This window comes from Methylomonas albis, from assembly GCF_014850955.1.
Lineage (GTDB): Bacteria > Pseudomonadota > Gammaproteobacteria > Methylococcales > Methylomonadaceae > Methylomonas > Methylomonas albis.
In genome coordinates, this window is sequence record NZ_JACXSS010000001.1 from 3,348,665 (window position 1) to 3,372,564 (window position 23,900).

The 23,900-nt window shown below is 52.6% G+C and carries 21 protein-coding genes; 9 read left to right on the forward strand and 12 right to left on the reverse strand.

What is annotated here, in order from left to right:
- Positions 1-19: 19 nt before the first annotated feature.
- The 3 genes from cobO to EBA_RS15415 form a co-directional block, all read right to left on the reverse strand.
- Positions 20-610 carry a cob(I)yrinic acid a,c-diamide adenosyltransferase gene (cobO, locus tag EBA_RS15405; RefSeq protein WP_192375527.1) on the reverse strand — a complete coding sequence of 197 codons (591 nt, stop codon included), beginning with the start codon at positions 608-610 and terminating at the stop codon, positions 20-22.
- A gap of 132 nt (positions 611-742) precedes the next feature.
- The gene (locus tag EBA_RS15410; protein ID WP_192375528.1) at positions 743-1,573 is read right to left on the reverse strand and encodes a hypothetical protein; all 831 of its coding nucleotides are present in this window, start codon (positions 1,571-1,573) and stop codon (positions 743-745) included.
- A gap of 45 nt (positions 1,574-1,618) precedes the next feature.
- Positions 1,619-2,482, reverse strand: a complete 864-nt coding sequence (locus EBA_RS15415) for a hypothetical protein (RefSeq protein WP_192375529.1) — start codon at positions 2,480-2,482, stop codon at positions 1,619-1,621.
- 131 nt (positions 2,483-2,613) lie between these two features.
- Between EBA_RS15415 and EBA_RS15420 the strand changes: the two genes are divergently transcribed.
- A complete protein-coding gene (locus tag EBA_RS15420) occupies positions 2,614-3,558 on the forward strand; it encodes a ribokinase (RefSeq protein ID WP_192375530.1) in 945 nt (314 codons plus the stop codon).
- Here EBA_RS15420 and EBA_RS15425 read toward each other — a convergent pair.
- From EBA_RS15425 to EBA_RS15440, 4 genes are read right to left on the reverse strand one after another with little or no spacing between them, the layout of a single operon-like run.
- Positions 3,555-4,373: a GntR family transcriptional regulator gene (locus EBA_RS15425; RefSeq protein WP_192375531.1), complete on the reverse strand. Its 819-nt coding sequence runs from the start codon at positions 4,371-4,373 to the stop codon at positions 3,555-3,557. The genes EBA_RS15420 and EBA_RS15425 overlap by 4 nt on opposite strands.
- 19 nt (positions 4,374-4,392) lie before the next feature.
- Positions 4,393-4,659: a SemiSWEET transporter gene (locus EBA_RS15430; RefSeq protein ID WP_192375532.1), complete on the reverse strand. Its 267-nt coding sequence runs from the start codon at positions 4,657-4,659 to the stop codon at positions 4,393-4,395.
- A gap of 10 nt (positions 4,660-4,669) precedes the next feature.
- Positions 4,670-4,864, reverse strand: coding sequence for a hypothetical protein (locus EBA_RS15435; protein ID WP_192375533.1), 195 nt, complete (start codon positions 4,862-4,864; stop codon positions 4,670-4,672).
- Between the two features lie 5 nt (positions 4,865-4,869).
- Positions 4,870-7,173 carry a DNA translocase FtsK gene (locus EBA_RS15440; protein ID WP_192375534.1) on the reverse strand — a complete coding sequence of 768 codons (2,304 nt, stop codon included), beginning with the start codon at positions 7,171-7,173 and terminating at the stop codon, positions 4,870-4,872.
- 171 nt (positions 7,174-7,344) lie between these two features.
- On the opposite strand from EBA_RS15440, the gene trxB reads away from it, so the two are divergent.
- Complete coding sequence (gene trxB / locus EBA_RS15445; RefSeq protein WP_192375535.1) at positions 7,345-8,301, forward strand: thioredoxin-disulfide reductase; 957 nt, start codon at positions 7,345-7,347, stop codon at positions 8,299-8,301.
- 44 nt (positions 8,302-8,345) lie between these two features.
- Here trxB and EBA_RS15450 read toward each other — a convergent pair whose 3' ends face one another.
- On the reverse strand, positions 8,346-8,918 hold the full coding sequence (locus EBA_RS15450; RefSeq protein ID WP_225616329.1) for a methyltransferase family protein: 573 nt from the start codon (positions 8,916-8,918) through the stop codon (positions 8,346-8,348).
- An 88-nt stretch (positions 8,919-9,006) separates the two neighbouring features.
- Between EBA_RS15450 and EBA_RS15455 the strand changes: the two genes are divergently transcribed.
- The 7 genes from EBA_RS15455 to EBA_RS15485 all read left to right on the forward strand — a co-directional run bounded on the left by EBA_RS15455 (position 9,007) and on the right by EBA_RS15485 (position 18,641).
- Positions 9,007-9,705 carry an ABC transporter ATP-binding protein gene (locus tag EBA_RS15455; protein WP_192375536.1) on the forward strand — a complete coding sequence of 233 codons (699 nt, stop codon included), beginning with the start codon at positions 9,007-9,009 and terminating at the stop codon, positions 9,703-9,705.
- On the forward strand, positions 9,702-12,113 hold the full coding sequence (locus EBA_RS15460) for an ABC transporter permease (RefSeq protein WP_192375537.1): 2,412 nt from the start codon (positions 9,702-9,704) through the stop codon (positions 12,111-12,113). The genes EBA_RS15455 and EBA_RS15460 overlap by 4 nt, the downstream gene beginning before the upstream one ends.
- A 47-nt stretch (positions 12,114-12,160) precedes the next feature.
- Positions 12,161-14,344, forward strand: coding sequence for a PhnD/SsuA/transferrin family substrate-binding protein (locus EBA_RS15465; protein ID WP_192375538.1), 2,184 nt, complete (start codon positions 12,161-12,163; stop codon positions 14,342-14,344).
- Positions 14,341-15,222 carry a CHASE domain-containing protein gene (locus EBA_RS15470; protein WP_192375539.1) on the forward strand — a complete coding sequence of 294 codons (882 nt, stop codon included), beginning with the start codon at positions 14,341-14,343 and terminating at the stop codon, positions 15,220-15,222. The genes EBA_RS15465 and EBA_RS15470 overlap by 4 nt, the downstream gene beginning before the upstream one ends.
- A gap of 116 nt (positions 15,223-15,338) precedes the next feature.
- Positions 15,339-16,535, forward strand: coding sequence for a sensor histidine kinase (locus tag EBA_RS15475; RefSeq protein WP_223146692.1), 1,197 nt, complete (start codon positions 15,339-15,341; stop codon positions 16,533-16,535).
- A complete protein-coding gene (locus EBA_RS15480; RefSeq protein WP_192375540.1) occupies positions 16,525-16,980 on the forward strand; it encodes a response regulator in 456 nt (151 codons plus the stop codon). The genes EBA_RS15475 and EBA_RS15480 overlap by 11 nt, the downstream gene beginning before the upstream one ends.
- Positions 16,977-18,641, forward strand: coding sequence for a diguanylate cyclase (locus EBA_RS15485; RefSeq protein ID WP_192375541.1), 1,665 nt, complete (start codon positions 16,977-16,979; stop codon positions 18,639-18,641). Before EBA_RS15480 ends, EBA_RS15485 begins: the two co-directional genes overlap by 4 nt.
- 27 nt (positions 18,642-18,668) lie before the next feature.
- Here the strand turns inward: EBA_RS15485 and EBA_RS15490 are convergent, their stop codons facing one another.
- The 4 genes from EBA_RS15490 to EBA_RS15505 all read right to left on the reverse strand — a co-directional run bounded on the left by EBA_RS15490 (position 18,669) and on the right by EBA_RS15505 (position 23,885).
- Positions 18,669-19,082, reverse strand: a complete 414-nt coding sequence (locus tag EBA_RS15490) for an RNA recognition motif domain-containing protein (protein ID WP_192375542.1) — start codon at positions 19,080-19,082, stop codon at positions 18,669-18,671.
- A gap of 172 nt (positions 19,083-19,254) precedes the next feature.
- Positions 19,255-20,754 carry a phytoene desaturase family protein gene (locus EBA_RS15495; RefSeq protein WP_192375543.1) on the reverse strand — a complete coding sequence of 500 codons (1,500 nt, stop codon included), beginning with the start codon at positions 20,752-20,754 and terminating at the stop codon, positions 19,255-19,257.
- The gene (locus tag EBA_RS15500; RefSeq protein WP_192375544.1) at positions 20,754-22,346 is read right to left on the reverse strand and encodes an aldehyde dehydrogenase family protein; all 1,593 of its coding nucleotides are present in this window, start codon (positions 22,344-22,346) and stop codon (positions 20,754-20,756) included. Before EBA_RS15500 ends, EBA_RS15495 begins: the two co-directional genes overlap by 1 nt.
- A 3-nt stretch (positions 22,347-22,349) precedes the next feature.
- A complete protein-coding gene (locus EBA_RS15505) occupies positions 22,350-23,885 on the reverse strand; it encodes a phytoene desaturase family protein (protein ID WP_192375545.1) in 1,536 nt (511 codons plus the stop codon).
- Between the last annotated feature and the right edge of the window lie 15 nt (positions 23,886-23,900).

The window sequence follows — 23,900 nt, forward strand, 5'->3', positions numbered from 1 at the left end:
AGCCCGGTTTTTTTTCAGCTTAAAATTCCACGCCCTGTTCCGCCTTGATACCGCCTTCAAACGCATGTTTGATTCTGGTCATTTCGGTAACTGTATTGGCAACAGCAATGACTTCCGGTGCGGCATTGCGACCGGTCATTACCAGATGCAGCCAGGCCGGTTTGTGGTTTTTAATAAAATCGGCGATTTCCTGACCACTTATCCAGCCATAGCCGCAGCAATAATTGATTTCGTCGAGGATCACCAGATCGAATTCTTCGGAAAGAATTTTTTGTTTGGCAAACTCCCAAATCTCCCGACTGGTTTTAATATCCTGTTCCGGGTTCTGGGTATCCCAGGTAAAACCGTCGCCCAATGCATGCCATTCTATTTCCTCGAAACGCGTCGCAGCACGTTGCTCGCCGGTTTGCCATTGGCCTTTGATAAATTGAATCACGCAGACTTTCATACCCCAACCGGCGGCGCGGAACACCATGCCAAACGCACTTGAGGACTTACCCTTACCTTCGCCGGCATGCACTAACACTACACCGTGTCTTCTATCTCTGGTTTTCATTAATGATGTTTCTCTTGCCGATTTATCAGCCGCTTGTTCAAACTGGTCGGGCATTGTAACAACTTAGTAGTAACTAAGAGACAGAAGCAGGATTGCGGCACCGCAATCGATCAGACAGGAAGCAAGGCAGAAGATTCGGTTTTGAATACTTTTGCCGCGCCCGTTTAGCAGTAATGGGGTATTGATTTAGCATTGAACTCGCTTGCGCTGAGCAGAAAAACCAAAGGCACACAAACCGGTAGCAAAGGTCCAAAACGCGGCAGGTAATGGCACAGCGGCGTAGCTAAAGCCGCTACCGCTCTGCAACTGATAACGACTATCGGATATACCGAGATACACCAAACCGGTGTTCCCGAAGTTGGCGGAAGATTGGGTTAGGGTAGGTTTGAAATAACTAGTGGCTCCCGCCCCGACTTCCAGAAAAGCATCCAGCGAAATCAAGGTATTCACCGGCACCGAAAATGTCGCCACGCCGTTACACGACGCCAGCCATGAACAACTGAAGCTGCGCGGTGTATAACCATTTTCCGTAAAAGAGATCCTGTCACCCGTACTTAGTTGAACGGTACCGCTGGCGGCCGCGGTACCTGACAGTGCTCCCGACACCAAATAAGTCAAGGTAAGATCGATATTTCGACCGCTAGGCCCCACCAGCTTGAAGCTGTCGGCAAACGACACTTTGCTGCTGGCACTGGCGACATTCGCGGCATAGGCCGTCGCGCTGGCACTGGCGCTGGCTTTCATTACGCCGGGAGTGACAAAACCGCCGGCGGACGAGCGGTATGTCTCAACGTAACTGCCAGGCCCACCCGCATTCGGTACTTGATAAAGTGCATCGACAGCATACGATGAAGTGCCGTCGATGTTGTCTAACACCTTGGATTCCGCATCGTAGGATGAACTACCGTAGGCGGCATTTGCGCTGGCAATGACGGTCAACGATGTGGTGTACGCGCCAACTGTTGGCGCATAAGCTAATACGGCACTTAATGTTAGCAACATTGGAAATGAACTCATATAAACCTCTGGTAGTTGAGTTTGTTAAAAAATTTTAGCCGGGTGTTAACATGATGATTGCATTCTTGGGCGCCAGAAAAAGCCCAGGATGACGCTGGCAAATAACCAAATAGATCCAGGAAGTGGCACCGGGGAATAATCAAAGCCACTGCTACTAACTATCTTATTTCTAGGGTCTACCGGACTGATAAATATTCGAGCGGTATTGCCGTAATTGGCGACCGCATCGCCATATTTATGGGTGTTGGGATCGGTGTTGGCTGCAGCAAGGACTTCCAAAAAGCCGGAAATGGATATATCCCAATTGGCTGGTACTGACACTGTCGCTTTACCCGTGCATAAGCTAATGTTTGATGAGCAATCAAACTGTAGCGGGGAAGCCAATGCCTCGCTCGCGTTGATGTTAAACGTGTCATCGTACGAGGAAATTTTCAAGCCGCCCTTGACTTTAGCTAATCCCTGAAGGCTGCCGCTTAAGTGATATTCGATATTAATGTCGACGAATAACTTACCTGAAAAAATAGAGAAAGTATCCGTGAATTCGGCATTGGCAACTCCAACCACACCAAAATTATTTGGATGTGGGCCATCTAAAAAATATCCGGCACTGGCGTAGGCTTTTAATATGCCTGGACTAGCGTCGGCTGAAGCTATTGCTTGTCTTCTATAGGAATAGCCTGATTCGGTGTTGGCATCGAACCCTTGATCGTAAACCGAACCATAAGCGTGTGACACTGCGTTGGTATGAGAATCGGTTTGACCATCTGCAAACGGCAATACCGTGTACGGCGATGGATCAGGATACGAATGCCCCCCTACTTTAGCGCCTGCGCCGGCGAATGTTGTATAAGCATGCAGTGTGGGTGAGCCGCAAAGTAATAGCCCAGCTATGATGCATTGACGCTTCATGATACCTCCTCTTTTTTGGTATTCAACTTAGGTACCATAGAAATACCAGATAGAGATATTTGCGTCAATCGTAAATTCTTGGATTTATTTCGGTACTATTTCACAAATTTTTTCCGAAAATTGGAGTTCGCGTGTCCATCCTAGTTTTAGCCAGTTATGTCCATGCCCACTGCCTGCATGTTCAGCGCCTGCCCTGTTCAGGCGAATCCGTGCAAGCTACCGGTATACTTGAGGAGCACGGCGGGAAGGGTTTGAATGTCGGTTTAGCCGCGCATAAACAGGGCGCTAAGGTGGCAATGCTATTGCCGCTGGGAATGGATGCAGTCGCGGACAGCGTGATTACATTACTGAGGAATGAAGGACTGGACGACCGCTGGCTTCTAAGGACAGGACCACAATCCGGTTTTGGTGTCGGCTTTATAGGCCCGAATGGCGAGAATTTTTTGGCCGTCTATCCAGGCGCCAACGCCCTGTTGAATAAGGAACATGTCGAACAGGCCTTAGCCGCCCTTCCAGACCTAAATTTGATTTACGCCCAGTTTGAAATCCCGGAAGCACCAATCCGCAGAGCGTTCGAGATTGCACGTCAGCGTGGCATCCGCACCATGTTAAATCCATCACCCTGGCACCAACCTGATCATGGCTTGTTAAAGCTAACCGATATTTTGGTGGTGAACGAAACCGAAGCCGCTGCATTATTGGGCCGAAACGATAATAAAATTAGCGTGGAACATTGGCTAAATAGCTTATCCACTTGGTCGGAACACATTGCCTGGTCTGGGGAACTGCTGGTGGTCACACTAGGTGAAGCGGGATGCGTGGCCTTAACGAAAAGCTTGGTTCTTCATCAACCGGCTTGGCCGGTAGCCACACTGGACGCCACCGGCGCCGGTGACGCGTTCAGCGCCGGACTGGCGACTGCCTTGCTGAATAATCTGAGCTTAACCGAGGCTTTGAGACTAGCCTGTGCCAGCGGCGCCTGGGTCGCTAAGCACCATGGGGTATTGGGGTGCTTGCCGACGCAAGCCGAGATTGACCACTTTATGAAAACCAGTCCAACACCAAAATCAGTCTAGTTCGGCCGGATTTTTAGATTGACCCGATAGGTATAAGCGTCGCCGCGAAAGGTGCCTTCGACATATTCCACGATCTGCCCGTTGTCGGCGTAGGTCTTGCGCTTCAACAATAAGCAAGGCCCCGGCTGGTCAAAGCCGAATACGATGGCTTCCGCGTCATCACTAAGCACCGCCTCTATAGATTGCTCGGCGCGCACCAAGCCCAGGCCGCATTGGGTCTCAAGGTATTGATAGGCGGAGCCTTCGCCATCCCAATCAGTCAAAGCCGGCGCTACAGTCAAATCGTACCACGCCACTTCCCGCGATAGCGGCATACCATCGCCCAAGCGTACCCTTACCAAACGTAGAAATCGCGTCGAGGCCGGGCGATTAAAAATGGAGGCGATAGTTCTATCGACGACAATCTGGTGATCGAGAATTTGCGTGGATGGCGTGATACCCAGCTCACGCATTTCCTCGGTAAAGCCTTTTAGCTTACCCATTTCCGGATTGATCCGCGACGGCGGTGCCTTAACGGTAACGCCGGCGCGGCCATGGGTGGCAATACAATCCTGAGCCCGTAATTCTTCGTAACAACGCCGCACCGTGGTGCGGCTAAGATCCAGCGCTTCCGCTAAAGCCCGCTCGGATGGCAAGCTAATACCATCGCCAAGCTCACCGGACAGGATCATATCGGTAATGCGCCTTTGCAGTTGCTTGTAGACAGGCTCGGAAATCCCGGTATTCGGGCGAATTTTCTCAATGAAAGCACTGCTGTCATTGGCGGCGGAAGTATCAGCTGTTATTTCGATATGGTTGGAAGCATTTGAAGGCATTGTGGTTGACCCGGCATTTTTATTTACGCAGCAGATTGTGAATCTTAAAGCCCAAGATAGCCGCCGCGAGCAAAAAGGTAATTGCATTGGCCACTATGATAGCTACGTTCACCAGATAAATACCATAAATCAACCACAGCAACACCCCCAACGTAAACATGCTGTACATGCCTAGAGACAAGGACTCGGTATCGCGGGTTTTGAAGGTCTTGATTGCTTGCGGCAGAAAAGAAGCGGTCGTCAAGGTCGCCGCCAGATAACCGATCAGCTCGGGGATTAGGTTCATGTCAGAAAAATCAAGCTGTGAAACGTTGCCAGCTCAAGTAGCATAAGGCGATCAGCAATAATTGTGCAAAAGCCAGCAGCCAGAAATAACCAACGAACATCATGATTTTAACTGGCGTTTCCAAGCTTTTTTTCGAACTAAGCAACCAACCGCCAAGGCCGGAAACGGCAGCGACGGCCAGTAAGCCAATGATGACGATGCTCATCCCAATCAGCGCGGCGGTGGCGCTAGTACCTCGCGAGAGCCATTGGTTTCCGGCATACTAACCACGCCGGCATTTTCCATGTCTTCGATGATGCGCGCCGCGCGGTTGTAACCGATTTTAAAGCGGCGTTGCACGCTGGATATAGAGGCTTTGCGGGATTCGGTCACAAAAGCCACCGCCTCATCATACAAAGCATCCGACTCGCTGTCTTCGCCATCCAGGCCCGCGACTTCGCCGCTGTCGGTGCGCTCTTGGGTGATTTCGTCCAGATAATTAGTCGGGCCGGTTTTCTTCAAAAATTCCACCACCCGATGCACTTCGTGATCATCGACAAACGCACCATGGGCACGCAGCGGAATGCTGGTGCCGGACGGCAGGAACAACATATCACCGTTACCCAGCAAGGCTTCCGCACCGCCTTGATCGATAATTGTCCGGGAATCGATCCGCGAAGACACCTGGAAGGAAATCCGGGTAGGCACGTTGGCTTTGATCAAACCGGTCAATACATCCACGGAAGGTCGCTGTGTCGCCAAAACCAAGTGGATGCCAGCGGCTCGGGCTTTTTGCGCCAAACGCGCAATTAGTTCTTCAACTTTTTTGCCGACCACCATCATCATGTCGGCCAGCTCGTCGATAACGATGACGATGCTGGGCAGCGTGTCCAGCAGCGGATAATCGTCTAAAGCCACCGGCGTTTCCGGCCGGAATAAAGGATCTCGGAGCGGCTGACCAGCCTCTTCCGCTTCTCTGACCGCCTGGTTATAACCGGCCAGATTCCGCACCCCCACTTTAGACATCAATTTATAGCGTCGCTCCATTTCCGCCACCGCCCAGCGCAAGGCGTTTTGCGCATCCTTCATGTCGGTCACGACCGGCGTCAGCAAATGCGGAATGCCTTCGTACACCGACAACTCCAGCATCTTGGGGTCTATCATGATCATCCGCACGTCTTCGGGCTTGGATTTGTATAGCAAGCTGAGAATCATGGTGTTGATCGCCACCGATTTACCGGAACCCGTGGTACCGGCGACCAGCGCATGCGGCATTTTGCCTAAGTCAGCAACCACCGGCGTACCGGAAATATCCTTGCCCATCGCGATGCTGAGTTTGGATTTGGCCCGCTCGAATTCATCCGACACCAGCAAATCACGTAGCGAAACCATTTCCCGTTCCTGGTTAGGAATCTCCAGGCCGATAACGGATTTACCTTCGATAATCTCGACGATACGCACGCTGGTGACCGACAAACCGCGCGCCAAGTCTTTAGCCAGACTACTGATGCGGCTGACTTTCACGCCGGCCGCCAAGCGCAATTCAAAACGCGTAATGACCGGACCTGGTAAGACAGCTTCCACTTCGGCAGCGATGCCGTAATCCCGTAAAACGTCTTCCACTTGGCGGGAAATTTCTTCCAGCTCGATTTTGGAATAGCGTTTAACTTTGATTTCGCGCTTATCCAGCAAAGACAAGGTTGGCAAGGCGTTGATATAGGCGCCGGGGGCCATGTCGTCTACCGGCTTGCTGTCTTTTCTGCGCAAAGGTCTAACCGCAGCGGCGGCAGAAGGTTGCGCGGTTTCCAGCACTTGAATTTGCGGCTTTTTGGCGCGTTCTTCGGTTTTAGCTTCCGGCTGATTGCGCGGTTTTTTGGCCTCTTTTGTGGACTCAGGTCGCTCCGGTCTATCGGCACGGTAGCGCTCAGGCACTGTAACCGCTTGCCGACCCACGATGGAACAGGCCGACATCGCGCCTTTGCCGATCAAAGTCATCATCATCAGCCAGGATAAACCGGTAAACAAGGTCACACCAGTCATGAAAATGGCCAGTAATAGCAAGGTAGAACCGGAGTTGCCTAACAGATGCACCAAGGCGTCGCCAATTTCCCGTCCCAGAATGCCGCCCGGACTTTCCGGCAAATCGACCTTGGTGCGTAGAAAATGCAGATGCAAAAACAGAATGGCCGAACCGGACACCGTAGTGGCTAGGAAACCTGCCGAGCGCGAAGCCAAAGCCCATTGCCCACCGGTTTGGCGGGAACCTTGAAACAGGATGTAGCCGTACCAGAAAATCATCACCGGAATCAGGTAGGCCATCAATCCTAGAAAACTCAGTACAAAATCCGCCAGCCAAGCACCAAACAAACCGCAGGCGTTACTGATGGATTGGTAGGAGGTGCTATGACTCCAACCCGGATCGTTGGAATTAAAAGTGACCAGGGCAATTAAAAAAAACAACGCACAACTCGAAAATCCCAGTAATGCGATTTCGCGATAGCCTCGCGCGGCTCTCTCTTCCACAACAGCAACCATAGTTGTCGGCTCACAATAAAAGCGTCACAAAACATGATTATAGATGATGTAAATCGATTTCACATTAGCTTTACCGGCCACGCCATTAAAAACCAGTTGGTAAATCGGTTTTATCGCGGGGGGAATGCCCTTATAATTTTCCTACCCTAACCCGCATGGAGACTCGACATAATGGCTGCAGCAAAACATTGCAAACTCTTAATCCTAGGTTCCGGCCCGGCCGGTTACACCGCAGCCGTTTACGCCGCGCGCGCTAATTTGAATCCGGTGATGATCACCGGCATGCAACAAGGCGGACAATTGACCACCACCACTGAAGTGGACAACTGGCCTGGCGACGTGGAAGGCTTGCAAGGTCCGGATTTGATGGAACGGATGCGCTTGCATGCCGAGCGCTTCAATACCGAAATTATATTCGACCATATCCATACCGCCGATCTGTCGCAAAAACCGTTCACGCTGACCGGCGACGCCGGCGTGTATACCTGCGATGCGCTGATCATCGCCACCGGCGCTTCGGCTAAATATCTGGGCCTACCATCCGAAGAAGCCTTTAAAGGCAAAGGCGTTTCCGCCTGCGCCACTTGCGACGGCTTTTTCTATCGCAACAAACCCGTGGCCGTGATCGGCGGCGGCAATACCGCAGTCGAAGAAGCGCTGTATTTGTCCAACATCGCCTCCGAGGTGATCGTGGTACACAGACGCGATAAATTCCGTTCCGAAAAAATCTTGTCAGACAAACTGATCGAAAAATCCAAATCCGGCAATGTCCGCATCGAGTGGAACCACCAACTGGATGAAGTATTGGGCGACGAAATGGGCGTGACCGGTCTGCGCATCAAAAACAGTCAGGACGGTTCCACTAGAGACTTGGATGTACACGGCGTATTCATCGCCATTGGCCATACTCCCAATACCGATATTTTTACCGGTCAACTGGCAATGGAGCACGGTTACATTGTCGTCAACAGCGGCATTGACGGTAACGCCACCGCCACCAGTGTCCCCGGCGTGTTTGCGGCTGGCGATGTGATGGACTCGCATTACAAACAAGCCATCACCTCAGCCGGCGCCGGCTGTATGGCAGCCTTAGATGTGGAAAAATATTTGGACGAATTGACGAGCTAGACCGGTCTGCGGTTGGGGCGGTGAAAATCGCCCCAGCAACAGCTTCAATATACCCAGGGCAACAGCCGCCAGGTCACTGCACAAAAATCGGCATAGACGCTGCCGAACTCTGCCAACAACATCCGTTCTTCTATGTCGATGCGCCGGGTAAACGCCCAAACTGTCGGCACAAGCAAGCATACCAGCGCGATAAAATCGCCCATCGCCACCCCCGCCGCAAACAAGGCTAGCAACAAACCGGTGTAGGCCGGATGCCGCAACCAACGATAAGGCCCGACCTTGATCAGCCGGTGTTCCTGCTGTATCGCCACATTCGTCGTGAAAAACCGGCCCAATTTCAGCACGGCCAGGTAACGTAGATAAAGCCCCGCGGCAAACAACAGCATGGCTAGGATTTGTCTGGGCAAATACTCCAGCGCGATCGGCGTCCACGCCAGATTTTTAAACCACAACGCCAACGCCAGACTTAGCAGTACACTAGCCCATAACAGGCGTTGCGAACGCCGTTCCGTATGCACAACCGGCCCGGCTTGCGCGGCAGTGCGGCGAGCCAGACTAATTTCCGCCGCCATCCAAACCAAGCACAGCAATAGCCACAAAATCCGTACCGATGTCATTAATCGCCCTCCGGCGCAGCGTGCGTGGAATGACGGGCATGCCAGGATGCCCGCGCCTCGTGTAACATACCGCAATTTGCCGGCTGTTATGAAAAAGATCATAGAACTCAAACAGGTTTATAAGGACTATCCGCAAGCCGGCACGCTGCAAACCGTCTTGCACGACATCAATCTGGATATTTACCCCGGCGAATTCGTGGCCATCGTCGGCCCATCCGGCAACGGCAAATCCACCTTATTAAATCTGCTGACCGGCATCGACCATCCCAGCCGAGGCCAAATCAACGTCAACGGCACCGAGCTGCAAACACTCAGCAACGAAAAACTCAGCATCTGGCGCGGCGCCAATGTCGGCATCGTCTTTCAATTTTTCCAATTGCTGCCAGCCCTTAACCTATTGCAAAACATCGTGCTGCCGATGGACTTTCTCGGTGCGTTAACCAAACAGCAGCGCCGCGAACGCGCCATGTATTTGTTGGAACTGGTTGGATTGGCCGATGCGGCGCAGCGCTTACCCAGCCAGGTTTCCGGCGGCCAGCAACAACGGGCGGCGATTGCCCGCGCACTGGCAAACGACCCACCGTTAATCGTCGCCGACGAACCCACCGGCAACCTGGATGCGGTCACCGCCGATGCGGTGTTCGATTTGTTCGCGCATTTACGTGATCAAGGCAAAACCCTGATGATGGTTACCCACAACGAAACCCTGGCAGATGCCGCTAGCCGCAAACTGGAAATCCTTTCCGGGCGAATACACGCCGACACCCAGCCGGAAGACTGGGTGTGAATACACTTTGGCATAAAGTCTGGGCCGACTTGTGGCTGACAAAAAGTCGCACTGCCTTGGCAATTATTAGCATCGCCGTCGGCGTCTGTTGTGTCGGCATTTTGTTCGGCATGATCGATTTGCTGCTGGGTAAAATGGATGCCGCACACCGACAATCGCAACCCTCGCATATCAATCTGATTTTGCGTAAGGATGCCGACATCAGTGTACTGGAGCAAATCAAAGCCTTACCCAACGTAGCCGGCGTCGATACCATGACGCCGCTGAGCGTGCATTTCCGCCAACCCGGCGAAACCGACTGGCGCTTGGGTACGCTCATAATCCGGCCAGACTATGAAAATCAACATTTCGACAAAACCGCCTTGCAATCAGGCAATTGGCCGAGCGTAAATCAAGTAGCGATAGAAAACCTCTCCGCCCTGTCTAGCGGCATACAAGGCGGCGACGTCGAATTCGAAACCGTCCAAGGCCCGCAAGCGCTGGCTATCGGCGGCATCGTCCGTCATCCCTTTGTTAAACCGCCCAAATTTGGCGGCCAGGTGCATTTTTTTGCCAGCGCCGCCAAAGCTGCCCAATTCGGCATTCCGGCACACAGTTTTCGACAATTATTGGTGCAAATCACCCCACCTTACAGCAGCGAAACAGCCCGCAGCGTTGCCAGCCAAATTCGCAACTTGCTGGGCAAACAGCATATAGGCGTCAACGTCACCCTGTTGCAAGACCCGGAACAACATTGGGGCCGGCCGTTCTTATCCGGTATCAATGGCGTCTTGCAAATCATGGCCTTGGTATCATTAGCCTTGGCTAGCGTATTGATTTTAAACACCGTATCGGCCCATATTACCCAGCAAACCGATCAGATCGGCGTGATGAAAGCATTGGGTGCCAGAACACAAACCATTGCCAAACTGTATCTACTGGAAATCCTGCTGCTGGCTTTGGTCGCGGTAGTCTTCGCCATTCCACCGGCACTTGCCGGCGCTTATTTTAGCGCTTGCCGACTGTTGGCTTTATTCAATATCGACTGCGGTGCATTCGCGATTTCCCAGCCCGCCCTGGCATACATGCTGTTGGGTGGCCTGCTGGCGCCATTGCTGGCGGCCATGACCCCAATTCTGCGCGGTGCGGCCATGACGGTGCGTGTGGCAATCGCCGGTTACGGTGTGGGCGCAGATTTTGGCTACAACCGTTTCGACCTGCTTATAGAGAAGTTCGGCTCGCGCTTTCTGCCGACTTTATCCGCCGCAGCCTTAGGGAATTTGTTCCGCCGGAAAGCCAGGCTGGTGCTGACGCAAAGTGTCTTGATCGTTGCCGGCGTGATGTTTTTGGTATTGACCAGCTTGATCGCCTCGCTGAATTTAACCCTGGACCGGGAAATGGCCCGCAGCCGCTATGCAGTGCGCCTGGGTTTTAGCATCGACCAGCCCGAGCAAAAAATACGCGACATCGCCGCTGCCGTGGAAGGCACGGAGTATATGGAGTTTTGGCAACGCTCAAGCATACAAATTGCCAAGGACAGCCAAGCCTTGCGGCAAAAAGGCAGTCTGGGCATGCAAATGCTGGCATTGCCGGCAAACTCGAATATGTATCAGCCTCTGATCGAATCCGGACGCTGGTTGCAGGCCAGTGACGCCGGTGCGCGCGTATTGGTGCTGAGCGCGGATACGGCCGCGCTGAACGCTATTCAAACCGGCGATATGCTGGATGTTGGGCTAGGCACCGATCACCAGAAATGGCAAGTAATCGGCATCTATCGCTGGCTAACCGGCGGTAGTTATGCGGTGGAACCGGTTTACGCGCCACTCGAAACACTCAGACGGATTACCCAAAGCCAGGACGTAGCGTCATTCGCCTTACTCGATGCACAGGTCGCCAACCTCAATCAGGAAGCTGACTACCTGCGCCACTTGCAACAGCGCTTTCAAGATCAAGGCATACAACTGGATGTTTACACCACCCTCGCCAAACTGGAACAACGCCAGTTTGCCCGCAACCAGTTCAAACCGGTGTTAAACACCTTACTAGGCTTGGCCTGTATGATTGCGGCAGTCGGTGGCATCGGCCTGTCCGGCACTTTAGCAATCAGTGTATTGCAGCGCATTCGCGAAATAGGCGTATTGCGCGCCATAGGCGCACCCTCCAAAGTGGTGTTCCGCATGTTTTTAATGGAAGGCCTATTGCATGGCGGCATGGCCTGGCTCATCGGCATTCCGCTCGCCTATCTGGCCGCCGAACCTCTAGCCAAACAATTGGGTCGGACTATGCTTGGTATACAACTGGATTTCAGCTTCGACTTGTGGGCTATTCTGTATTGGCTGCTTATTGTTTTAACCGTAGCTTGGATAGCCGCCTTCTGGCCTGCCCGTAAGGCAACCCGCTTAAGCATTAGGGAGTGTTTGGGACACTGAACGGCTCAGTATTGGATTTTACCTAAATGAGCAATAACCACTTATCAATGACAAAAAAAGCTTTGAATAACCGATTTAAATTCCTGCTTTTTTGCTGCTTGCTAACCAGCTTTACAGCACTAGCCAACGCGCCGGTGCGCATCGGCGTGTTGGCCTATCGGCCCAAACCGCAAACACTGGAACAGTGGCAAGCGCTAGGCAAAGTCTTGCACCAAGCCATCCCCGAGCGCGAGTTTATTGTCGAAGCATTGAACTACCAAGAACTGGAAGCCAGCATAGACGCTAAACAATTGGACTTTGTGCTGACCAATCCCGGACACTACATCCATATCAGCTATCAACATAGCTTTTCGGCACCCTTAGCAACCTTAGTCAGGCGTGAGAACGACCGCTCCCAGGATATGTTCGGCGGCGTTATCTTCGCGCTGGCCGAGCGTGAAGATCTAAACGCGCTCAGTGACCTGCGCGGCAAAAAAATCGCCGTAACGAGTCAAGACTCACTGGGCGGCTTCCAGATGCAAGCTTATGAAGCCGCGCAGGCCGGAATAGACATTGTCAAGGCATCCCAATTGCTACTCACCGGCATGCCGCACGATGCAGTAATGGAAGCTGTATTGGCCGGACAAGCGGATATAGGTTTCGTCCGCAGCGGCGTTCTGGAGGATTTGGCCAAAAATGGCAAACTTGATCTGCGACAGATCAAAATCCTCAATGCGCAAGCATCGGCAGGCTTCAAGCTGCTATCGACTCAGCTTTATCCCGAGTGGCCGTTTTTAGCCATGCCGACGGTAGACCACCAGTTGGCCAAAAAAGTCGCCGGCACCTTGTTGCTGATGGGCGCCGACCGCATTCCGGGGATTGTCGGCTTTACCATACCCGCCGACTACAATTCGGTAGAACAGTTACTACGCACTCTCCGCGTAAAACCTTTCGACACAGCTCCGCAATTTACTCTGACCGACATTTGGCAACGTTACCCCACGCCGGTGATGGCACTCGCCGCTGGGGTATTCTTGGTGATTTTACTCAGCTTGAGTTTATTCTCGGTAAACCTCTACCTGGCAGCGGAAAGGCGCAGAGTACGGGAACAAAATATTCGCCTGATGGACAGCGAATATCGCTGGAAATTTGCGCTGGAAGGTGCCGGCGAAGGTGCCTGGGATTGGGACATCGTCAGCGGCGAGGTGTTTTTCTCGCCACGCTGGAAATCAATGATTGGCTATCAACCGGAAGAATTTGCTAATAACTTCGATGCCTGGCGCGACAGTCTGCATCCGGACGACACTGACCGAGTACTCAAAACCCTAAACGACTACTTTGACGGCAAGGAAAAACTGTATTGGGTGGAGTTTCGCATGCGCTGCAAGGATGGCCATTACAAATGGATACTCGCCAAAGGCATGGTGGTGGCGAAAACCCCGGAAGGCAAACCGCAACGCATGCTGGGTACGCATGTCGATATTGACAAACATAAGCAAATCGAGCGGGAATTACTGCAAAGCCACGACGCCTTGTTGCGCTCCAATGTCGACCTGGAACAATTCGCTTACAGCGTATCGCACGACATGCGTCAGCCACTGCGCATGGTCTCCGGCCATTTGCAATTTCTGGAACGCAATCTGAGCGAGCCGCTGGACGAAGACGCGCGGCAGAATCTGAATTTTGCCTTGGACGGCGCCAAACGCATGGATGCGATGATAGTCTCGCTGCTTGAGTATTCGCGAATCGGCCGCAAGACCCAACAAAAATCCTGGATTGCCAGCGATGCAGTGCGCGATGAAGCGTTGCAGTTCGTCGAACCCTTGGCTACACAATGTCAGGCCAACATCCTCTGCCAAGGCCACTGGCCCATCCTTTATGCCAGCCGCGATGAACTGAGCCGCTTACTGCAAAATCTACTGGTCAATGCCCTGCACTATCGCCAAGAAAATCAAGCACCCGTTGTCGAGGTAAGCTCCGAGGTCAGTGATGGCCTATGGCGGCTGAGCGTGCGCGACAACGGTATCGGTATAAACCCCGAGCAATTTGACCGGCTATTTCAGTTTTTCAGTCGCCTGCAATCACGTAAACGCTTCGAAGGCACCGGCATGGGCCTGGCTTTGTGCCGGCGCATAGTCGAACATCACGATGGCAAAATTTGGGTAGACTCGGCTGGCGAAGGCAGGGGCTCCTGCTTTAGCTTTGAAATCCCCTTGGGTTATACACCCGAATCCAACACACAACCGACATGAATAATCAGCACAAAAACTCGGTTGCCAGCCCGCCGCTCGCAAACCTGAGCGAATTGAAAAAACCTCGGTATTACAGTCACTGGCTGACGGCAACGGTACTTGCCGTAACATTGTTAACCAGCTACCAGGCTTGGCGGCTAGCAGCTCAGGACTTGGAACACGAACGTCAGCTATATTTTGACTTCCGCGTCCGCCAACTAGTGCAGCGTATTGAGCAACGCTTACAAACTTACGAACAAATGCTCTATGGCGCCAGAGGCTTGTTTGCGGCTTCAGGGCTAGTAAAACGTAGCGAATATCGGGAATATATATCCGCACTCAATCTCGACCAACGCTTCCCCGGCATCCAAGGTGTGGGCTTTTCCCTGTGGATTCCCAGAATCGAGAAAGACCGGCATGTTGCCGATATGCGCAAGCAAGGCTTCGCCGATTATGATATCCATCCGCTCGGCGAACGCGAGTTTTACACGTCGGTTATCTATCTGGAACCGTTTTCCGGTCGGAATCTGCGCGCCTTCAGTTACGACATGTTTTCGGAGCAAACCCGCAACCGCGCACTCACTTATGCCCGTGATACTGATAGCCTCGGTATCACCGGAAAAGTAAAATTACTACAAGAAACCGACCAAGACGTGCAAGCCGGCTTTTTAATGTATCTGCCTGTGTACAAAAAAAATAAGCCGCACGACACTCTCGAACAGCGCCGCGCCAATCTATTCGGTTGGGTTTATGCGCCATTCCGTACCAAAGACTTAATGACCGGCATTGGCGGTGAACAAGAAAGCGATTTGGGATTGGAAATATTCAACGGTACCGAGGTAAACGAAGAAAACCGCATGTATGGCTCGGCACCACCGCCCCCCCCCGTCCGACACTAGCATCAAAACAACAGATCGTTCTGGCATGCCATCCCTGGACCTTATTAATTCACGCCGAACCGGGTTTTCAAACCCGCGTCGATCAAGACAAGCCCTTGCTCGTCGCCGGCAGCTGCGTGAGCCTCAGCCTGCTATTAAGTTTGCTAACCTGGCAATTGGTGAACAGCCGCAGTCGAGCAATGGCCATGGCGCAAACTATTACCGCCGAATTACGCGAGAGTGAAAACCGGTTCCGGGTCATGGCAAACTCAGCACCGGTACTAATTTGGCTATCCGGCCTCAATAAGCTTTGTTACTGGTTCAATAAGACGTGGTTAGACTTTACCGGGCGCAGTATCGAACAGGAAACGGGTAACGGCTGGCTAGAAGCCGTACATCCGAACGACCTGGATTTTTGCTTAAACCACTACACTCAGAATTTTGAAAAGCGCCTGCCCTTTACTATGGAATATCGCCTGAGACGCCACGATGGCGAATACCGCTGGTTGCTCGACAACGGCATTCCTCGTTACAGCGACAAAGGCGAGTTCCTCGGCTATATCGGCTCCTGTATCGATATTACCGAAAACAGGCAAATCCGTATCGATCTGCAAAACAGCAACGCCGACCTGAGCCGGTTCGCAGAAATTTCCGCGCATCATCTGATGGAACCGACCCGGCGATTTAGCAGCTTTACCCAACGCTTGCGTCATTCCTTGAGCGCTTATCCGGATGCACTGCACAACCAAGACATCAATGCCAGCCTGACTTATCTGGAACAAGACGCAGAGCGCTTGCTTGGCCTGGTACGCGACATTCAACTCTACGTTACCGCCGATCAAGCTCGCGACAAACCTGGCCATGTGAATGCCGAAGTAGCTGCGAAATCCGCTGTGTCCGCCTTAGCGGATCAGATTGCCGCCGCCGGCGCCATCGTTAGCGTCGGCTGCTTACCGAATGCCTATATCGACCTCCCCCGCCTGACCGAGCTATTTCGCCTGTTTCTGGACAACGCGTTAAGGCACGGCCGCCCGACCAACCCTGAATTGAACTTACAAATCGAGATTGGCGGCGTATCGGAGCCGGACGTAAATCGCTATTATGTACGCGATAACGGCAGCGGGATCGATGCGGAATATCAGCAACGCGTCTTCGAAATTTTCGAACGCTTAAACTATCGCGACAACCCGACCGGCACCGGTATCGGTCTATCGATTGCCCGCCGTATCGTTACCAGCTGCCGCGGCAAAATTTGGATAGACAGTAGCGGGCACGACGGCACCGCCGTGGTATTCGAGCTACCCAATATCAAAGGAAACAAGCATGACGGATAAAGCGAGTCCGCTGTTCGATGTACTGTTGGTGGAAGACGAACCCGCCGACGCTCATCTGGTAAAAATGAGTTTCAAGGAAAATCGGCTGCGCTGCAACCTGCATCATGTCTGCGACGGTGTCGAGGCTATGGCATTTTTACGGCGGCAAAGCGATGACTATGCCGACGCGCCACGCCCGGATCTGATCTTGCTGGATCTGAATATGCCACGCATGAACGGCCGCGAGTTTCTAACTAAAATCAAATCGGCGCCCGACTTTTCCAGCATCCCGGTCATAGTACTCAGCACCTCCGATATTGAGCGCGATGTAGTTTCGACTTATCAACTAGGTGCCAACAGTTACATCACCAAACCCGTGGATGCCGAAGAATTTATCACGGTCGTTAAGCATATCGAAGGGTATTGGTTTAACGTGGTGCGCTTACCGAGCAAGCAACAAATATGACAGAAGCGACTAACTGCTGCGTTTTATTGATCGAAGACGAACCGGGCGATGCCAGTCTGGTTCGGCAATATTTGCGCGCCTCGCCTAATCTGCGTTTCGAACTGATCTGGCGCGAAAATTTGGCGGATGGCGAACAAACCATAGCCCAACAAAAAATCGACGTGGTGCTGGTGGATTTAAGCCTACCGGATTCGCGCGGTCTGGATACCGTCAGACGCATCCGCAAAGCGACCCGCGTACTGCCGATTATCGTGCTGACCGGGCACGACGATACCGAGTTTTCTCTGAAGGCTCTGGACTGCGGTGCTCAGGACTATCTAATCAAAACCGGCATAGACACCGACAGTTTAGTGCGGGCGATACGCTATGCGATGAGTCGGATCAGCCTGGAAAGGCGGCTTTACGAGTCTGAACAACGAATGGGCATGGCCTTGCAGAGCGCCAATCTGGGTTTATGGGATTGGCATATTCCCAGCGGGAAGATAATCTTCAACGACCTATGGGCTTCGATGCTAGGGTATACGCTCGACGACATCGGAGCCGATATTGACATCTGGAAACGCTTGGTGCATCCGGACGATTGGCAAGTAATCCATGCCTCGTTGGATCCGCATTTGCGCGGTGAAACCGAACTTTACTCTTCAGAACATCGCCTACGGCACAAACTAGGCCATTGGGTTTGGGTGCACGATACCGGTCGGGTGCTGGAATGGGATATGCAGGGACAGGCGATCCGCGCGGTCGGCATCCATCAAGATATCAGCCTGCGTAAAGCCTCCGAATTGCGCGACCATTTGTTAGTGTCGGCGCTGGAAACAGTGGAACATGGTGTGCTGATCACCGACATCAATGCCGGCATCGAGTGGGCCAATAAAGCCTTTGAAACGCTAACCGGTTATAGCCGCGACGAGGCCATTGGCATGCGACCCAACGAATTGCTCAAATCCGGCGAGCAAACCCCGGCGTTTTACCAGAATTTGTGGGATACCATACTTTCAGGGAACACCTGGCGTGGCGAAGTTGTCAACCGCCGCAAAAACGGCGAACTCTATGACGAAGAGCTGGTGATTACGCCGGTTAAGGATCTTCAAGGCTGCATACGCCATTTTGTCGGCGTTAAGCAGGATGTCAGCATACGCAAGCGGACAGAAACGGAGCTCTGGGAATTGGCGACTACTGACGGCTTGACTGGTTTTTTAAATCGCCGGCATTTCATGACACGTCTGGAGGAGGAATTCGCCCGAGTGCAGCGCAACCAGCATCGAGTGGCGGTATTAATGCTGGACTTGGATCATTTTAAGCAGATTAACGACAATTACGGCCACCCAACCGGTGATGCGATGTTGCAACACTTCGCCAACATTATTCGCACCGAGTTGCGCAAAATCGATGTCGTGGGCCGGCTAGGCGGCGAGGAGTTTGCGATTTTTCTGCCAGACACCGAAGCAGAGCCAGCCGTGGTATTTGCCGAGCGTTTGCGTAAACTACTAGCCGATACACCTATGATTATTGACGGTCATACCATTTCGATAACCGTCAGTATCGGGATTGCCACTATGCACACCGATAGCGGTACAGCGGACTGCGTCTTGACCAAGGCCGACAAAGCCCTATACACCGCCAAGGAACACGGCCGTAACCGCGTGCGCGTCTGGCTTTAATGGGGCAAAACAGGCAGTGAACAACGCCTAGAGTTCAATCGGATAGAACACATTGGAAAAATCGACATAGATTTCCACTTTATCGCCGCGCCGCCGGTCCTGAATACGTTTTTCCATGAACTCTTGCGGCACCGGCAAGCTGTTGCGGCGCCTATCATTGTTAACGTCGCGCTGCTTGTAACATCTGACCAAAACCGCGCAGCCATGGAACAACAAGCCGTCCAGATTCTTGATAGCGTAGATGCCGGCCTCATCGGAATTCACCGATACCAAGCCGTGATGCTCCAGCCGATTGGTGCGCTTATCCCGAATCACCATCACCTCGGCTTTCATCACCGGTTTAGCTTGTTCCATTAAGTCTTCGCTCACCCCCATCGCCAAGTAACTGTACAACTCGTTGGGCCGGGTCGGTGCCGGGATATTCCGAAAAAAAAGCAGCATAAAAATCTAGCGAACCATCAACAGTTTGATAAAAATAAGCCGGAAGCCTCTTATATAGCGGTTTCGGCGCGGATAGGTTATACCAAGTCTAAACACAAAAAACCCAGCCGTGCATAACGCCCGATAAGTGTAGGCCCAATTAATCAGCTTGGCTTTTTTGTCTACCACAGCATTATGCTTGCGCCAAGTCCGCCAAAATCTTATCGCGCACCAACTGCCCGGACAAGGTCACCATCGGCATGCCACCCCCCGGATTGACGCTGCCGCCGACGAAATACAGGTTACTCAGCTGATGGCTGCGTTGCGGGGCTTTAAAGCCCAGATTTTTCCAGCGATCCGAAACCACACCGTAAATCGAGCCTAAATTGGAATAATACTTGGCCTGAATATCCAGCGGCGTCCAGTATTCCTCGGTGACGATGTGTTGGCGTAAATCGGTCAAACCCATGCGCTCCAATTTGACCAGCACCCGTTCGCGCAGCGCCCAATAATCGTCCGGTGTCAGTGGTTTGTCCGGGTTGATATGCGGAATGTGCGGCAAGATTTTAATGATCTCGCAACCCTCCGGGGCCTGGTTCGGATCGGTCTTGCAGGGCGCGACCAAGTAAATCGTCGGGTCGTCGGACAGCTTGCCGCTGCGAAACACTGCGTCGAAATGCTCGCGCGGATGATCGGAATAAAAGAAATTGTGATGCGCCAATTGCGGATACAGCCGATTCACACCCAAATGCAAAACAAGACCGGAACAAGTGGGCTCGAAGCGTCGCATCTTTTTCAATTCCGCTGGCGAGCTATGCAGCAGTTTGTCCATGGCCGGAATCACTTCCATATTCGACACCACGATGTCGGCCGCCAATACTTCACCGCCTTGCAGCTTAATCCCGGTAGCACGACCGGCCTGATACTGAATTTCTTCCACTTCGCTGTTCAAACGAATGGTTACGCCCAACTCGAGCGCCAGCTTTTCCATGGCTTGCGCCAAACCGTACATGCCACCTTTCACATACCATAGGCCGTATTCATATTGAATGTAAGGCATCAGATTCATCAAAGCCGGCGAATCGTAAGGCGATGAACCCACATATTTGATGAAGTAATTGAGGATATCGACCAGTTTGGGATGAGAGATAAAGCGTCGCACCCCCTGATCCATCGAGCGGAACACGTCGAAATTTAAGGCGCGAATAGGGCCGTAAAACTTCAGTAATTCCCAGAATGTATCCAGGCCCTTGGCAAAATAGCCGGCTTCGGTTTCGGTGCCCAGCTTTTTGGAATAGGCCATAAAGTTGGCAAACTCGGCGGCAGTATTCGGCCCCAATTTGTGTAGCTCACGGCGCTGATTTTCCGGGTCTTCACATAAGTCTATCGTCGTGCCGTCTTCAAAGAAATTGCGCCAATGCGGCTCGACTTTTTCGATACCAACATAATCGGCCATATTTTTACCGACCTTCGTAAACAGGGCCTCGAAGATATGCGGCATGGTCAGAATTGACGGCCCCAAATCAAAGGTAAAGCCGTCTTGGGTCATGATGTTCAGCTTGCCACCGACCTTGTCGTTCTTCTCGACCATTTCCACCGCAAAGCCTTCGCTAGCCAGCGAAATCGCTGCAGACAAACCGCCCAGACCGGCGCCGATGACGACGACGCGTTTATTGTTATTGTCTTGCTTCATCAGTAGTCCCGTTTCCATGACAACAGTAATTTAAGATTTTGCCAGCGCTGGGTTAAATCGAACGCTGAATATTCCCGAAATGCTTGCAGCGCGGGCCAGTTGCGTTTGATGCGTTGCCACAGCGACCCTTCGCCGTAGACAAAGTCCATATAGCCTTTGAAATCCTGGTAGCGTTGCTCCGAATACGGAAACCAGTTGGGTTCCTTGGGCAAATGGCTGCGGCTGGTCATGCCGGCCACCGGATAAGTGAAATTGCGCAAGCCTTCCGCGCCGTGATAACAACCGAAGCCGCTTTTTTTCACGCCGCCGAACGGCAGACCGGGATGGCCGATATTTTTGATGACGTCGTTGACCGCCCAATTGCCAACGTGCAGCTGGCTGGCGACCCGCTCGGCTTTGGCTATGTCCTGGCTCCAAATGCTGGCATTCAAACCAAACTCGCTGTCGTTGGCCAAACGGATGGCGTCGGCTTCGTCGCTGAAGGCCATTACCGGCAGCAAGGGCCCGAAGCTTTCCTCACGCATTACCCGCATGCCGTGATGCACATTCCACAACACTACCGGCTTCAGATAATTGCCCTGCCGTTCCAGCGGTCCGGAGGCTTGCGCACCTTGAGCGATAGCATCCTGATAATGCGCTTCAACAACTGCAGATTGCCGTTCCGTGGTCATCGCCCCTAAATCGCCTTGCGGGCCATGGCCGACTTGCAGTTGCGCGACACCATCTATTAAGCAGTTTAAAAATTCATCGTGACAGTCCTGCTGGACATACAAACGCTCTACCGACACGCAAACTTGACCGCTATTGCAGAACGCGCCATACAAAGCCGCATCGGCCGCACGTTGCAATTGCGCATCCTTGAATACCAACATAGGATCCTTGCCACCCAATTCCAGCAGCACCGGGATGGGATGTTGCGCGGCGCGCTGCATGACGGCTTTGCCGCTATTTAAACCACCGGTGAAAAACACCAAATCCGGGCCGGCGTCGATCAATTGGGTGCCGGTTCCGCCATCGCCGACCAGCCATTGCACCAAGCCTTCAGGTAAATCCAGTTGTTTGAACAGATCAATAATTAGCTGGCCGACCGGCAAACTTAATTCGGAGGGTTTCAGGATCACCGCATTGCCGGCAAATAAGGCTGTCAGCATCGGTCCAACCGAGAGTTGAAACGGATAATTCCACGGCGAAATCACCGCCACCACGCCAAAGGGCCGACGCTCGATGCCGGCAGTGGCGCCGGGAAAGGCGAACGGTGAAGTGGGAATGCCTTGATAGCTTAAAATATTGGCGGCGTGTTTTTGGTAGTAGCGGGCCAAATCCAAAACAGGATAAATCTCGCCCAACAAGGCTTCGGTACGGACTTTGCCGGTAGTCAGACTGATTTGCTCGCAAATCGAGTCCAGCTCGGCCATTAATAAAGGCACCAGCTTGGCTAGAATTTTCGCCCTTTCGGCTACCGGCCGCTTGCCCCAGATTTGCGCCGCAGCACGCGTAGCAAGCATCTGCTGCTGAATCGCCGCTACCTCGCTAACCGGAAAATCACCCAGCACGCGGCCATCGACCGGCGACACGGCCTGCATCGTCGCCATCACTTAGGCCTTGGCTTTTTTCAGCCAGGCGCTCTGTTGAATTTCCTGGAACTGCACCCGGTGCTTGCGGGATATCAAATTCGAGGAAATCCGCGCCGATTCGTAAATGGTCGGCAAACCGCTGCCGGGATGGGTGCCGCCGCCGACCAGATAGCAGTTATCCAGTTCTTCGAAGCGGTTATGCGGCCGCCAGTACAGCATCTGGCTGAACTTGTGCGACAGGCTGAAGGTCGCGCCTTTATACACATGTTCATCACTTTCCCAGGTGGCGGGAGTGATGATTTTTTCGCATTCGATATGCTCGCGAATATCGCTCAAACCCAGGCGTGCGCCCAGCGTATCCAACACTTGTTCGCGCACTGTCTGGCAATGGGCTTGCCAATCCACACCGCTATCGTTATTCGGCATCGGCACCAGCACGTATAAGGCCGACTTGCCGGCCGGCGCCAAGCTGGCATCGTTGACTGAAGCGTTTTGCACGTAAAACGAAAAATCTTCGGTCAAAGTTTTATTACTAAAAATATTGCTGATATTGGTGCGGTAATCCTTGGCAAACACGATAGTGTGATGCGGCAAATCGTATTGTTTGTCCAACCCCAGATAGAGCATGAAGGTCGAGCAGGAATAATCGCGCTTCTCCAATTGGTTATGATCGTACTTTTTCAAGGTACCCGGTGCCAGCAAATGGGTCATAGCGTGGGCAAAATCAGCGTTGACGATCACTTCGTCGCCGCGTACTTCCTCGCCATTTTGCAACCTTACGCCCTTAGTCGCGCCGTCTTCGACGATCAAGGAGGCGATTTCGGCATTCAAATGAATCTCGCCGCCGGACTCGGTAACCACTTGGGCCATCGCCGTCGCAATCTTATTCAAACCACCGGCGACGTGGTGAATACCGTATTCATGTTCCAGATAAGGCAGCATGGTAAACAAAGCCGGACAATCCCAGGGCGACATGCCCAAATACTTGGATTGAAAGCAAAACGCCAAGCGCATTTTTTCCTTGTCAAAATACTGGCCCAAATTCTTGAACACGCTTTTCGGAAACGCCAGCCAAGGCAAGGCCTTGATTAAATCCAGCGAAAAAAACGAGCTTAGCGAGGAGTAATCGCGGGTGATGCAAGGGTACAAACGATTGAAGCGGCTGCGCTCGTTGTCCATGAAACGCTCGTAGCCGGCGCTGCCTTCGTCGAACACCCGCTCCAACTCGGCGCGCATGTTTTCCCGGTCGGAAAACACATTAATCTCGCGGTCTTCGTATAACAAACGATACATCGGACTGAGCGGCATAAACTGCATATAGTCTTCGCTACGCCGGCCGCATAATTCAAACATCTCATCCAATACGCCCTTCATCAATAAAAAGGTCGGGCCGGTATCAAAAGTAAACCCGTCCATGCTGATAGCCCGATTGCGGCCACCAACATTAGGATGTTTATCGAATATGGACACTTTAAAGCCGCGATGGCTGAGTAACATGCCGGCGCATAAGCCGCCGGGGCCGGCGCCAACGATGATGATATGCTTTGAATCTGCCATGATTTGAGTTGAGCG